The following is a 13,818-nucleotide window of genomic DNA, read 5'->3' as shown; positions in this document are numbered from 1 at the left end:
TGAAAATCACGAAACTCCGGCTTGCGCGGCCATCCGCAACCCGGTAGCCTTCTTGCACGCAGGGGAGTCCCACCCAAGGGACTGAGAGGCGGCTTAGAGCAATTGCTCGGTGTCGCGACCCTTTGAACCTGACCCAGTTGACACTGGCGTAGGAAGCTAGGGCTCGCTGCTGCACCAAAGTTGGGTGTCTCATGGGCCCGAACCGGGGCCATCGCTATGCCCTCCTGCCTCCCAGCCACGCTCATCTGGTCTCTTTGCAGAACGTGACTCGAGGAGCGCCAAAATGAACGTACCGACCCAAAACATTACCCCAAACGTGACCACGGGCCCCTTGCCCGCCTCACGAAAGATCTATGTCAGCGGCCAATTGCATCCCGATATCGCGGTGCCGATGCGCGAAATCTCGACTCATCCGACCGCCGGAGAGCCGCCGCTTGCGGTCTATGACAGTTCCGGCCCCTACACTGATCCCGATCAGGTCACCGACATCCGGCGGGGGCTACCGCCTCTGCGACGGGCGTGGATTCTGGCACGGAACGATGTGGCGGATTATAGCGGACGCGCGGTCAAACCCGAAGACAACGGCTTTGTCGAGGGCGACCGGCTGGTGGCAGAATTCCCGGTCAAACCATGCCCGTTGCGCGCCAAATCGGGGGCGGCCCCGACCCAACTGGCCTATGCCCGCGCAGGTATCATCACGCCTGAGATGGAATTCGTGGCCATCCGCGAAAACCAGCTGCGCGAACTCTCGCCCTGCCACCGCGATGGCAATGACTGGGGTGCCAGTATCCCCGATTACGTGACCCCCGAATTCGTGCGGTCCGAAATTGCGGCGGGCCGGGCCATCATTCCCGCCAATATCAACCACCCGGAACTGGAGCCGATGATCATCGGCCGCAATTTCCTCGTGAAGATCAATGCCAACATGGGCACCTCCGCCGTCACTTCCTCGATGGAGGAAGAGGTGGACAAGCTGGTTTGGGCAATCCGCTGGGGCGCAGATACGGTGATGGACCTCTCGACCGGGCGCAACATTCACAACACCCGAGACTGGATCATCCGCAACAGCCCCGTTCCCATCGGCACGGTGCCGATCTATCAGGCGCTGGAAAAGGTGCATGGTGTGGCGGAAGATCTGACGTGGGAGGTGTTCCGCGACACGCTGATCGAACAGGCCGAACAGGGCGTGGATTATTTCACCATCCATGCGGGCGTGCGCCTGCATATGGTGCCGATGACGGTGAACCGCGTCACGGGAATCGTATCGCGCGGCGGCTCGATCATGGCCAAGTGGTGCCTGCATCATCACAAGGAAAGCTTCCTCTACGAGCATTTCGAGGAAATCTGCGACATCTGCCGCCAATATGATGTGAGCTTCTCGCTTGGCGATGGACTGCGCCCCGGCTCTATCGCCGATGCCAATGACGCGGCGCAATTCGCGGAGTTAGAGACACTGGGCGAACTCACGAAAATCGCGTGGCGCAAGGATTGCCAAGTAATGATCGAAGGGCCGGGCCATGTCGCCATGCACAAGATCAAGGAGAACATGGACAAGCAGTTGGAGTGCTGTCACGAGGCCCCGTTCTATACCCTTGGACCGCTCACCACGGATATCGCGCCGGGCTATGACCACATCACCAGCGGTATCGGGGCGGCGATGATCGGCTGGTTCGGCTGTGCGATGCTGTGCTACGTGACACCCAAGGAGCATCTGGGCCTGCCCGACCGCGATGATGTGAAAACCGGCGTCATCACCTATAAAATCGCGGCTCACGCCGCCGATCTGGCCAAGGGATTGCCCGGTGCGCAGCGGCGCGATGATGCGCTGTCCCGCGCGCGGTTCGAATTCCGCTGGGAGGATCAGTTCAACTTGTCGCTTGATCCCGACACGGCGCGCGATTTCCACGACCAGACCCTGCCGAAAGAAGCGCATAAGGTGGCGCATTTCTGCTCAATGTGCGGGCCAAAGTTCTGCTCCATGCGGATCAGCCATGACATCCGCGCCGAAGCCCAGAAAGAGGGGATGGAGTCAATGGCCGTCAAGTTCCGCGACCAAGGCAAGATTTACCTGCCCGTCACGGACTAACCCGGACGGCGTCCCTGCCCCCGGCGTCGATACGCCGGGGGGTCTCATGTCCTGATCCGGCTTGCGCGGCGGGGGGCTCTGTTGCATACCCGGAGGGACGCATTCGGCAAAGGCGCGCGGTATGACCAACACACTTGCGATCGGCCTCGGGGGGATCATCCTTCTGGCCTTCGGGCTGGATATTGCGCTGAATGACGGCCAGTCGACCCTGTTCCTCGGGCGCAAACTGATCGACCTCATCGAATATCTCGCGTTCTGGCGGTAACGCCCCTGTCATCTCCCCGGCATTGACTCGTTTCGAATTTCGTTTATGTTCGATTTCAATTGTTAGCGCTAACATGCTCATAGGAGACCGGAATGACACTCAGGGTAGCAATCAATGGATTTGGCCGGATCGGCCGCAACGTGCTGCGTGCGCTCAGTGAATCCGGCCGCCGCGACATCGAGGTTGTGGCAATCAACGACCTCGGCCCGGTCGAAACCAACGCCCATCTTCTGGAATTCGATAGCGTGCACGGTCGCTTTGCAGGCCGGATCACGACCACCGAAAACACCATTGACGCGGGCCGTGGCCCGATGCGCGTGACCGCTCTGCGCGACCCCGAGGCGCTGCCTTGGGGGGATGTCGATGTCGTGCTCGAATGCACCGGCATTTTTACCGACCGCAACGCCGCCGCCCGCCACCTCAAGAACGGCGCGCGGCGCGTGCTGGTTTCTGCACCGTCAAAGGGCGCGGATCGCACCGTCGTCTACGGTGTCAATCATAGCGATCTGACAGCGGGGGATGTAATTGTCTCAAATGCCTCCTGCACCACCAACTGCCTCGCCCCGCTGGCCAAGGTGCTGCACGAGACCGTCGGCATCACGCGCGGTTTTATGACCACGATCCACAGCTACACCGGCGATCAACCAACGCTGGACACGATGCACAAGGACCTCTACCGCGCGCGCGCCGCGGGACTAAACATCATCCCGACCACGACAGGGGCCGCGCGTGCCGTCGGATTGGTCCTGCCAGAACTGGCCGGTCGGCTGGATGGCACCGCAATCCGCGTGCCTACGCCAAATGTCAGCGTCGTGGACCTGACCTTTGAGGCCGCGCGTGACACCAGCGTCGATGAGATCAACACCGCCGTGGCCCTTGCCACCACGGGGCCGCTGGCAGGGGTGCTGGATGTGACACATCGCGAACTGGTTTCGTCGGATTTCAACCACAACCCGCACAGTTCGATCTTCGCCAGCGATCAGACCCGCGTGATGGAGGGGCGGCTCTGCCGGGTGCTCAGCTGGTATGACAACGAATGGGGTTTTTCCAACCGGATGCTCGATGTCGCAGCCGAGATGGGGCGGCATCTTCAGCACAGAGGCGGCCCTGACACGCGTCAGGCAAAGGTGATGGAACACACCTGATCTGCGTCACGCGAATTTGGCGAGCAGCGCCTCACGCACTGCGGGCGTGACGAATTTAGACACGTCCCCATCCAATCGGGCGATTTCCTTGACCAGTTTCGAGGCAATCGCCTGATGGTTGGCATCCGCCATCAAAAACACCGTCTCGACAGAGTTATCCAGCGCCCGGTTCATCCCAACCATCTGAAATTCATACTCAAAATCCGCCACCGCGCGCAGGCCTCGCACGATCACCTGCGCGCCAACATCATGGGCGCAGTTGATCAGCAGGTTCTCGAACGGATGCGCCACGATCTCGGTCCCGGTCTGTGCGCTCAGCTTGACGCATTCCGCCTCAATCATCTCAACCCGCTCTTCCAACGTAAAAAGCGGGCCCTTATCGCGATTGATCGCCACGCCCAAAACCAGCCTGTCCACCAGAACAGCAGCCCGGCGAATGATGTCAATATGACCCAGAGTGATCGGGTCGAACGTGCCGGGGTAAAGACCAATGCGCATGCGGCCCTCCATTGCTGCAATCGCGGCTCACGCAACAATAAGATGCGAGGGAATGCAAGCGCTTAGTAGCCCATGATCATCCCTTCCAACGCGGTCTTCTCCATCGCAAGTTCCTCAAGGCGCGCCTTGACCACGTCGCCAATGGTGACGATCCCAACCAGTTTGCCCGCCTCGACCACCGGCATGTGACGAAACCGACCATCCGTCATCCGCGCCAGCACCGCGTCAGAAGTATCCTGCCGCGAACAGCACACCGGATTGCGGGTCATCATCTCGCTCACCGTTTCGGTCATGCAGACCACGCCCCGCACTGCAAGGCTGCGTACGATATCGCGCTCCGACAGGATGCCCTCAACCAACTCGCCATCGCGCGACACCACCAGCCCGCCGATGCGCCGCTCTGCAAGGATTTGCGCCGCCTCCGAAACCTTGGTGGTCGGCGTGATAGTGATCACCGCGCTGTCGCCTTTGGATTTCAGGATTTGCTGCACCAGCATGACACGACCTCCGCAATAAAATGTCTGTCAAATGAGCGTGATCCATAATAAAATTTCTGTCAAGACCGCGCCTCCAGGCTCTGCACCTCTTGCCTCAATCCCTCCACCAGCGCGGCTGCAAATCGGTTCTGGCGCTCAAGCCGTCGGTCGTCGGCATGCCGCACGAGATAAAAGCTGCGCGTGAGCGAAAACATCTCGGGCAGCACCTTTTGCAAGCCCCGCGCCCATGGCAGCGAGAAATCGTGCAAAACCCCTATTCCGCACGCTTGCCGCACCCAATTGAGTTGCACCGAGACCGAATTTGACGCGAGGCTGACACGCTCGATCCCTGCTTCGCTCAGATAGTCCAGTTCCTTGTCAAAGATCATGTCAGGGACATAGCCCACCATGCGATGTTCCTGCAGGTCGGCCAATTGCCGGATGGGCGGATGCGCGCGCAAATACCGGACCGACGCCGCCAGATGAAGACGGTAATCCGTGATCTTCTGCACCGTCAACCGCCCCGCCGTGGGCGGGCTGACCGCAATCACCATGTCCGCCTCACGCCGGGTCAGGTTAAAGACCCGCGGCAACGCCACAATCTGAATATCCAGATCGGGGTTCTGCTCGCCAATCGCCGCACAGACCTGTGGCAACAGAAAATTCGCGCACCCATCCGGCGCACCGATCCGGATTTGCCCGGTCATGCCTCCCGCCTGCCCAGCCATGTCCGCAGCGGCGTCCTGCATCGCCTGTTCAGCGCGCATCGCATGCCCCATCAGACGCTGCCCGCCATCGCTCAGCGCATAGCCTGTGGGCGATTTGGCAAAGAGCGGCGCGCCCATCTCTTCCTCCAGACGCGCGATGCGGCGGCCCACAGTGGCCGGGTCAATCCGCAGAACACGCCCCGCCCCAGACAGGCTCTCGGATCGCGCGACCGCCAGAAAGATCCGAATATCGTCCCAATGCGGCTGCATCGCAGGCCCCCTTTGCAAAAATGCAAATCACTTTTGGAATATTGCCTCTTTTCGCAGGAGTTTTGCAAGACTACCCTGCGGCCAACGGATTAGGAGGATTCCCGATGCAAGAACTTACCCACTACATCAACGGTCAACATGTCAAAGGCACCTCCGGGCGCTTTTCGGATGTGTTCAACCCCGCCACCGGCGAAGTGCAGGCCAAATGCCCGCTCGCCAGTGTCGAAGAGATGGATCAGGCCGTCGCCGCCGCAATGGCCGCACAGCCCGCATGGGCGGCGACCAACCCGCAGCGCCGCGCCCGTGTGATGATGGAATTCGTCCGCCTGCTCAACCGCGACATGGACAAGCTGGCCGAAGCGCTGAGCCGCGAACATGGCAAGACCTTTCCTGATGCAAAGGGCGATATCCAGCGCGGCCTTGAAGTGGTCGAATATTGCGTCGGCGCGCCGCATCTCCTCAAGGGCGAGTTCACCGACAGCGCCGGTCCCGGCATTGACATTTACTCCATGCGTCAACCGCTTGGCGTGACCGCCGGGATCACCCCGTTCAACTTTCCGGCGATGATCCCAATGTGGATGTTCGCGCCTGCACTGGCCTGCGGCAACGCCTTTATCCTCAAGCCGTCCGAGCGTGACCCCTCAGTGCCGCTCATGCTAGCCGAACTTATGGAAGAGGCAGGCCTGCCCAAGGGTGTGCTTCAGGTCGTGAACGGTGACAAGGTGGCCGTGGACGCGATCCTCGACCATGAGGTGATCCAGTCGATCGGTTTTGTCGGCTCGACCCCTATCGCACAATATATCTACGGTCGTGGCTGCTCTAACGGCAAGCGCGTTCAGTGCTTTGGCGGTGCCAAGAACCACATGATCATCATGCCCGATGCCGATATGGATCAGGCCGCAGATGCGCTGATCGGCGCAGGCTATGGTGCTGCCGGCGAACGCTGCATGGCGATTTCAGTGGCAGTGCCGGTTGGTGACGAGACCGCCGACCGCCTGATCGAGAAACTGGTGCCGCGCATCGAGAAACTCAAAGTCGGGCCCTACACCGCAGGCAATGACGTGGATTATGGCCCCGTTGTCACCGGCGAGGCGAAAAAGCGCATCCTCGGCCTGATCGAAACCGGGATCGCTCAGGGTGCGGAACTGGTCGTCGATGGCCGGGACTTCAAACTTCAGGGCTATGAGGATGGCTTCTTTGTAGGCCCGCACCTCTTTGACCGCGTGACGCCGGATATGGACATCTACACGCAGGAAATCTTCGGCCCCGTACTCTCGACCGTGCGCGCAGGCTCTTACGAAGAGGCGCTGAAACTAGCGATGGACCACGAATACGGCAACGGCACCGCAATCTTTACCCGCGACGGCGACGCCGCGCGTGATTTTGCCGCCCGCGTCAACGTTGGGATGGTCGGCATCAACGTGCCGATCCCCGTGCCGCTGGCCTATCACACCTTTGGTGGCTGGAAGAAATCCGGCTTTGGCGACCTCAACCAGCACGGCCCGGATTCGTTCAAGTTCTACACCCGCACCAAAACCGTGACCTCCCGCTGGCCGTCCGGCATCAAGGAAGGCGGCGAGTTCAACTTCAAGGCGATGGACTGATCACAGCCCCGCCCTCAACGCCCCGGCGGAACCGCCGGGGCGTTTTATGTTAACCGGCTATCCAACCGGCCCGATCTGCATCGCCTGTTCGATCATCGCCGCGACAGAAGCATGCACATCGGAATCCGCCCAATAAGCATTGTGCGACAGCGGATTCCACGCGCTCAGCAGATTGCCCGCGCTAATCCAGCGATCCCGCAACTGTCCATCCCTTTCCAGCATTGCATAGCCATCCCCCGCCCCCGCCAGCGGCATGCCCAGAACGTCATTGCGACTGTTTAGGTTAACCCACCACGGCTTGAACCACTTGCTTGCCGGAATGGCGGTGCCGGGCCGGTCGATGGCTTTGACCTCGCCGGGCCTGCAACTAAAGGTAAAAACCGGGATATTGCAGCCAAAGGTGATCATCCCCGCCATGGTCTCGAACCGCTGAAACGGCGTGGGCGCGGTTGTGTGCTTCTTTTGTAAATCCCAGATATGGTTTGACATGATCTGCCCGCCCAGAGAATGCGCCAACACAATCAGCGGCGCGCGGCCCCCCGTCACCCCCTCCAGGTGCGCAATCGCGCGGCTGACGCGGGCGTGCACCTCGGGATAGACATAGGCGTGATCGCCCTTTTCCCATCGGTAAGAGGCTGCATCCGCCAAACGGTGCATCACAAATTCCCGCCACGCCATCCAGTTGGCTTGGCCCTCCAGCGCGCGATCCATATAGTCCTGTTGCCGCTCCTGCAGGATGTCCGACCAGAAAATCTCACGCCAGCCGACCAGCGCATCAAACCGCGCCCCTCCCAGCCGGCGGCGCAGCCCGGCATAGAGATCGCGCGAAAAGCTGACCGCATTGACCGCCTGCGGCTTGTCGCCTTGGCTGCCCATGCCATGAATAACCGCCACGGCAATCCGGTGTTCCTCTGGCATGGCATTGCCCCCTTTGAAATGTGGTTGCTGAAATCAACTGGCTTATCGCTTCAGCAGAGCACAGATCCACACACCGAGCAATCCTGAGGCGAGTTGCCCTGCCAAGATGCACTGTCCCCTGTTCGGGATGACAATCACGTGAGGTTTCCTCGATTTTTGCTCACGCATCCCTTCGCTTTACCGCCCCGTTTGCCTAAATAGGTCGCAGCAGTCACTGTAGAGAGGATGAAATCCCGTGAAACCCGGCCTTCTGACCCGTCGCCACGCCATCGCCACCGGTATCGCCGCCTTGGCCACGCCCAGCCTTCTGCACGCAGAGACCCTGACCGAGGCGACCAACCGCCGCAATGCCTCGGCCTTTGTCACCCGCGACTGGCGCGACCACTTCGACAGTTTGGGCAAGGGTGCAATGCTGGCCGATATCGACAGCCGCGCGTTGCACTACTGGGGACCCGATGGTGAGACCTACGCGTTATACCCCTCGTCCGTACCGCTGACCGAGGAACTGACACGGCGCGGCTATACAGAGGTGGTGCGTAAACGCGTCGGCCCTGACTGGACCCCGACCCAATCCATGCGCGAGCGTGATCCCTCACTGCCTGCCTACATGCCACCTGGCCCCGGCAATCCGCTCGGCACCCATGCGCTCTATCTTAGCTGGCCCGCCTATCTCGTGCACGGCACCCACGACACCCGCAAGATCGGGCGCCAATCCTCCTCAGGCTGCATCGGTCTTTATAATCAACATATCGAAGAGCTGTTCGCCAAGGTGTCGGTTGGCACGCAGGTCCTGTTGCTCTGAACCCTTCCCCACGAACACCAGAAGATCGCCCCGGAGCCCTGCTTGTAGGGTTACACCTTAGTTTACAGTGATGCCGGATGACTTAGGACGAAGCCGGAAGGAGGCGGATAACCTGTCACGAGGACGTGGTGTCCTGGTTGCAGCCCGATTGGGTGATCGACACCCGCCGGGCCGAGTTTCGCTGGAGGCGTCTTCGACGGACACCGCGTATTGCCATGGACATTCACCAGACGGACGGCTCCTTCTGGCCCGCCTTTGAGCCGCATCACTACCTGAAACTGCCCCGCATGATCGCGGCCAATTACTACGTGGGCTTCGTCGACGGCGCGCCCGTGGCGCATCTCGCCGTCTCGACCCGACCGGGGCTGGTCGAGGGGCGCGCCTGTCGCCTCGTCGTCATGCCCGAGTGGCAGGGCGCGGGGCTCGGCCTGCGCTTTCTCAACGAGGTCTGCGCCCTCTGGCGGCGCGGCGTTAACCGCTACGAGAGGCCCATGCCGATGCTCTTTCACACCTCGCATCCCGGCCTCGCCGCCGCCCTGCGCCGCGATCCCCTCTGGGCGCAGGTCTCGGCCATCCTCTACGCCGAATCGAAGGAGCGCAGCATGAAGACCCTCGCCGCCGCACGGGCGCGCAAGGGCCTCAAGCCCGCCGGGACCGGCTACGGCGGGCATTTCCGCGCTGTGCAGGGGTTTCGGTATGTGGAGTGAGGGGGGTGTTTAGGGGGGTGTTAAAGGGGCGTTGAAACTAGCCTAACAAAACTGCCCTCACGTTCCCTCCGTTAATGATAGGTTTCAGCCCGGAGCCTTTACTCGAAACTGTGAAAGCTGACTTTCATGAAGCGCCGCTTCCGTCTGAGAAGATGATCGTTCACTATTCATGGAGAATTTAATGCATGGGAACTGATATGAAGATCAAACTTACCTATTTACTGCGAGACATGCATGTTAGTTGCGCAACCGATCTTCCCGCTCACTTTGACGGTGTAGATGGCGCAGAATTTATTCTTTGGATGCGTGAAGTTGAGCATCAAGGGCAACCGGTGCGTGGACTTTGCTGTGACATCGTACGCAATGTTAAACCCCCTCAGCGCGCAAAGGACACACTGCTAGCTCTTAGAGAGAACCAGCTCTTGCTTGATGACCCCATCCAAGAAGGCTTGCCCTACATGCGTGGGCCCGAAGAAACGATTGTGGATTTGCAAGGCAACATTAAGCCGGGGCAGGGATTAGAGTTTTATCTCTACCCAAAGGGGGCAAAGCCTTGGTTCAGAGAGATTTACGATGAGATATCCGGCCAGTTGTCTGATTTCGTCAAGCAGCTGAGGTGGGTCCAAAACACAGCCGGAGGCCACCGGCCGTTCTCATTCGTAGGCGCTTTCTGGTCGATGGACGGTGAAGAATGGAGCCCTTTTCCTTTCGAAATACAGATGAAAATCCGGCAACCTCGTCCAATCGAAGCTTCTGTAGCTGCGCGCGTCAAAATGGCGGTGATTGTGAATGATCGCGCTCATGAGCCCATCTCACATGATTTGATGCGAGAGGCAGCCGAATTGGTTGGTAGGACTCCGAGGAGCGCCCTGTTAGTCGCTTTTGCAGCCTTGGAGACAGGTATCAAAGAGCAACTTAAGCGCATGATTCCAGATGCTTCAGGTTTGATAGACGAAATGCCTTCACCTCCGCTGCTCAAGATAATTCAGGAGATCTTACCAAGCACTATTAAGGCAAAGGGCCTGTCATCGGGTCACTTTCCATTGAAGAAGCATGCCAAGAACTTTCTCCAAAAATGGGTTACACAGCGAAACCAAGTGACGCACGGCACGAAGAACTCAGTTGACGCTGACAAAGTTGAAGAATTCATCCAATTTGCCAAGGACATCTTGTATCTGCTCGACCATGTTGAAGGTCACGACTGGGCGCTTGATCATCTCGGAAGCGAAGTTTGGGCCAATGAAGAATCGCATTAATGATCTCGTAGCTTATGCTCAACTGGCGCGCCGTCGGTTTGGTAGACACTTGGCATTTGCCGCGCGCCACAGGAAAGGCCGCTTTCGAGAAACGACCGAAACTTCGCAAAGCCCGCTTTATGTGCGTAGCCGTCGTCGAAGTTAGATACAGCATCCCTCAGATAGGCTCGATTCAGCCGTTCTCCTTGTTAGATACAGACGGCAACTTTTCATACTCATGCGATCTGGATCAGCGATGCAATGAAACGGTCAGTTTAGACCGACCTGACACGCCTCTTTCAAAATCCCGTTGCTGTAAACTAGAGTGTAATTTACTGCAAACTAAGTTGTCACGCTACATGTAGGGTTACACCTTAGTTTACAGTGATGCCGGATGACTTAGGACGAGGCCGGAAGGAGGCGGATAACCCAGTGAAATAAGGGATTTCGAGTGCCAAACGGACCACCGGGACGCGCGAGTACAAAGTTTGCAGTAAATCGGCAAAACAGCGCCAACAGGGCGAAATCGAGCGCACTGAGCGGAGCATGGGCGCAGAAGTGGCGAACCGTACCAAACCCCATTAAAACACGGTTTAAGCGTCTCTTGGATGGGCGTTAAACAAGCCATTTAAAGGCCTTTTCCGCATCCGGAACCGGGACCCGAACCGCCCAGTTGTGCTTTACCTTCCCAGATCCCGGCTGCTGCCTTTGAAATCAAAGGCTTGGCAGTTGCAGGCGGAATGGTGTCAAAAAAGAAGTGGGACCCTTGTTGAGATCGAACCACAGCTGTCGCTGCTGGTGCAAAACGTGTCTGACCAGCCTTCGAATGACTAGATCGAGCCCGTGCCTACGGAGCATGCATCAATGCAGAGAACAACCGATCTGCGAACCTCAGAGCAATCGCGCTCCTGGTCCTTCTTTTGCCAGATGGTCGTCTTCGTTGACCAACGGGCAACGATTCACGCTCAGACAACCACAGCCGATGCACATCGCCATCTTGTCGCGAAGGGCCGTCAACGCTTCGATCCGACGTGTAAGATCGTCGTGCCACACTTCAGAGATCCGCGCCCAGTCTTTCGTGTCCGGAACAGAGTATGTGGGCAGGCTTGAGAGGGCTTCCGCGATTTCGGAAAGTGGCACTCCGGCACTTTGAGCGACCTTGATCACCGTTACCCGTCGTAGGACCTCACGGCGATAGACACGATGATTTGCGCTGTTCCGTGTAGAGGCTATCAGCCCCTGACGCTCGTAGAAATGCAGCGTCGATATCGGCAAGCCGCTTCGTTTCGCGACCTGACCAACAGATAAATAGCTTTCCGCCATGAGAAACTCCTTGACCTAAACCATTGTTGAGGTTCCAGACATACGGCTGTCAAGGAGATCAAGATGGCTGATACGAAACAAAACCCGACTTTCAAGGAAGACGCATTCGTCTCATGGCGTGAGTTTTTGAGCAGCGCCTACACTCCGGCTCTGGCCCTGGTTTGCCTGTCTGTCTGGCTGCACGCGGCGGATTCGCTGATCGTGGCAACGATGCTGCCTTCCGTTGTGGCTGAGATCGGCGGGGCCGGGCTGGTCGGCTGGTCGGTCTCGCTTTACGAAATTGCATCTGTCGTTGCCGGAGCGGCAAGCGCCCTTCTGACGATACGCTACGGGCTTCGCACGCCCATGTGCCTAGCGGCGCTTGTCTTCGGCTTCGGGTGCTTTCTGAGTGTGGTTGCACCTTCCATGCCCCTCCTTCTGGCCGGCAGGGTCTTTCAGGGCTTGGGTGGCGGCGGTCTGGTAGCGATGGGTTTTGTGGCGGTAGGAGTCATCTTTCCCCGACGCTACACCGCGCGGGCTATGGCCGCTGTCTCGACTTTTTGGGGCGTATCGGCGTTCCTCGGGCCGCTGATCGGCGGATTTTTTGTAGAGTTTGCAACCTGGCGGTGGGGCTTTGCATTTTTCGGCGGGCAGGCCATCGCCCTCGCCCTCTGGATTGCGCTGCGCCCGGATCACGCTCCATCCGATGCCAGTGTCAGAACTGTCTTCCCATGGAGGCGTCTGGCATTGCTCTGTCTGGCTGTGCTTCTGGTCTCCTATGGGGGTGTGGAGATCGAACCGATGCAGACCACCCTATGCGTTCTTTCCGGGGGCGCCTGCCTGATCTTGTTCCTTCGGCTGGACCATCGCGCTCAGGACGACCGTCTCCTTCCCTTACGACCGTTTGACTTAACGAAGCCGACCGGATCGGCCCTGCTGATGATCCTGTCGCTCTCGCTTGCCACGATTGCCATCACCGCCTTTGGCCCTCTTCTTGTCGTCGTAATTCACAATGCATCAGCTTTGACCGCAGGTTACATTGTCGCGTGTTCCTCGATTGGGTGGACTGTGACGGCGGTGCTCTTCAGTGGATCGCCTGAAAGGCTGGACCGTCTGATGATCGCAATCGGGATGGCGCTCGTGGCCGCGAGCATCGTCGGGTTTCTCTACGCCGTTCCTAACGGGCCGGTCTGGCTCATCTCCGTGTTCTCAGCGCTGGAAGGCGGGGGATTCGGGATGGCGTGGACATTCATCCTCAGACGAACCACCGCCCTTGCTGATCCGGAAGAAGTACAGCGGATCTCCGGGGCGATCCCTACCATTCAGCGCCTCGGCTATGCCCTGGGTGCTGCCTACATTGGGATTGTCGCGAATGCGGCTGGTTTCGCAACGATGGATACGGCGGCACAGGCGGCGAAAACAGCCGAATGGATATTTGCTGCCTGTCTCCCATTTGCACTCCTCGGTCTTTTATCCATGGTGATGCTCGTTCGGACGGATTTGCGTGGCGTCAGTGGAGCCTTACATGGCTAAAGCAGACCTTGACGCGGACGCAGCGAAAGCCATCTTCGCCCGCACATCCGCCGTTGGGGCTGTCGGGCTGTCGGGCCATGTGTCTCATAAGGGGTCATATGTTAAGTGAAGTTTCTTTACCGCCGGTGAAACAATGCGCCCGTTTGCCGCCTAGTCTACCCAGAACGCAGCAATCGCTGACCACCTACTGTTGTTCTCGCGTCGTCAATGCGATTTGCTCAGCCGCCGCGATGGTCCTTAGTCTGCTCCATGCAGACTAGCCAGACGGGC

At 59.1% G+C, this 13,818-nt stretch carries 13 protein-coding genes and 1 riboswitch; of the genes, 8 read left to right on the top strand and 5 right to left on the bottom strand.

Going from position 1 to position 13,818, the window contains the following annotated elements:
* The first annotated feature begins 50 nt into the window (after nt 1-50).
* Nucleotides 51-172: riboswitch (TPP riboswitch) on the top strand.
* 111 nt (nt 173-283) lie between these two features.
* From thiC to gap, 3 genes are all read left to right on the top strand, one after another.
* A complete protein-coding gene (gene thiC, locus ACN0SW_RS02090; protein ID WP_417726224.1) occupies nt 284-2,086 on the top strand; it encodes a phosphomethylpyrimidine synthase ThiC in 1,803 nt (600 codons plus the stop codon).
* A 121-nt stretch (nt 2,087-2,207) separates the two neighbouring features.
* The gene (locus tag ACN0SW_RS02085) at nt 2,208-2,351 is read left to right on the top strand and encodes a hypothetical protein (RefSeq protein ID WP_417726223.1); all 144 of its coding nucleotides are present in this window, start codon (nt 2,208-2,210) and stop codon (nt 2,349-2,351) included.
* A 92-nt stretch (nt 2,352-2,443) separates the two neighbouring features.
* Nucleotides 2,444-3,496, top strand: a complete 1,053-nt coding sequence (gap, locus tag ACN0SW_RS02080) for a type I glyceraldehyde-3-phosphate dehydrogenase (protein WP_417726222.1) — start codon at nt 2,444-2,446, stop codon at nt 3,494-3,496.
* Nucleotides 3,497-3,502: 6 nt separating this feature from the next.
* Here gap and coaD read toward each other — a convergent pair whose 3' ends face one another.
* The 3 genes from coaD to ACN0SW_RS02065 all read right to left on the bottom strand — a co-directional run bounded on the left by coaD (nt 3,503) and on the right by ACN0SW_RS02065 (nt 5,447).
* Nucleotides 3,503-3,994, bottom strand: a complete 492-nt coding sequence (gene coaD / locus ACN0SW_RS02075) for a pantetheine-phosphate adenylyltransferase (RefSeq protein ID WP_417726221.1) — start codon at nt 3,992-3,994, stop codon at nt 3,503-3,505.
* Between the two features lie 62 nt (nt 3,995-4,056).
* Entirely contained in the window at nt 4,057-4,491 is a 435-nt protein-coding gene (locus tag ACN0SW_RS02070) for a CBS domain-containing protein (RefSeq protein ID WP_417726220.1), read from the bottom strand.
* A gap of 59 nt (nt 4,492-4,550) precedes the next feature.
* Nucleotides 4,551-5,447 carry a LysR family transcriptional regulator gene (locus ACN0SW_RS02065; protein ID WP_417726219.1) on the bottom strand — a complete coding sequence of 299 codons (897 nt, stop codon included), beginning with the start codon at nt 5,445-5,447 and terminating at the stop codon, nt 4,551-4,553.
* Between the two features lie 104 nt (nt 5,448-5,551).
* Here ACN0SW_RS02065 and ACN0SW_RS02060 point away from each other — a divergent pair, with 104 nt between their 5' ends.
* Entirely contained in the window at nt 5,552-7,051 is a 1,500-nt protein-coding gene (locus ACN0SW_RS02060; protein ID WP_417726218.1) for a CoA-acylating methylmalonate-semialdehyde dehydrogenase, read from the top strand.
* Nucleotides 7,052-7,108: 57 nt separating this feature from the next.
* Here ACN0SW_RS02060 and ACN0SW_RS02055 read toward each other — a convergent pair whose 3' ends face one another.
* Nucleotides 7,109-7,969 carry a hypothetical protein gene (locus tag ACN0SW_RS02055; RefSeq protein ID WP_417726217.1) on the bottom strand — a complete coding sequence of 287 codons (861 nt, stop codon included), beginning with the start codon at nt 7,967-7,969 and terminating at the stop codon, nt 7,109-7,111.
* A 235-nt stretch (nt 7,970-8,204) separates the two neighbouring features.
* Between ACN0SW_RS02055 and ACN0SW_RS02050 the strand changes: the two genes are divergently transcribed.
* From ACN0SW_RS02050 to ACN0SW_RS02040, 3 genes are all read left to right on the top strand, one after another.
* Nucleotides 8,205-8,771, top strand: a complete 567-nt coding sequence (locus ACN0SW_RS02050) for a L,D-transpeptidase (protein WP_417726216.1) — start codon at nt 8,205-8,207, stop codon at nt 8,769-8,771.
* A 128-nt stretch (nt 8,772-8,899) separates the two neighbouring features.
* The gene (locus ACN0SW_RS02045) at nt 8,900-9,478 is read left to right on the top strand and encodes a hypothetical protein (protein ID WP_417726215.1); all 579 of its coding nucleotides are present in this window, start codon (nt 8,900-8,902) and stop codon (nt 9,476-9,478) included.
* Between the two features lie 197 nt (nt 9,479-9,675).
* On the top strand, nt 9,676-10,734 hold the full coding sequence (locus ACN0SW_RS02040; protein WP_417726214.1) for a hypothetical protein: 1,059 nt from the start codon (nt 9,676-9,678) through the stop codon (nt 10,732-10,734).
* Nucleotides 10,735-11,604: 870 nt separating this feature from the next.
* Here ACN0SW_RS02040 and soxR read toward each other — a convergent pair.
* Nucleotides 11,605-12,036: a redox-sensitive transcriptional activator SoxR gene (gene soxR / locus ACN0SW_RS02035; RefSeq protein WP_417726213.1), complete on the bottom strand. Its 432-nt coding sequence runs from the start codon at nt 12,034-12,036 to the stop codon at nt 11,605-11,607.
* A 63-nt stretch (nt 12,037-12,099) separates the two neighbouring features.
* On the opposite strand from soxR, the gene ACN0SW_RS02030 reads away from it, so the two are divergent.
* Complete coding sequence (locus ACN0SW_RS02030) at nt 12,100-13,548, top strand: MFS transporter (RefSeq protein WP_417726212.1); 1,449 nt, start codon at nt 12,100-12,102, stop codon at nt 13,546-13,548.
* Nucleotides 13,549-13,818 lie beyond the last annotated feature (270 nt).

This window comes from Roseovarius sp., from assembly GCF_048262375.1.
Lineage (GTDB): Bacteria > Pseudomonadota > Alphaproteobacteria > Rhodobacterales > Rhodobacteraceae > Roseovarius.
The sequence above is the reverse complement of the archived record's forward strand: the minus strand, read 5'-3'. Positions and strand labels throughout refer to the sequence as shown.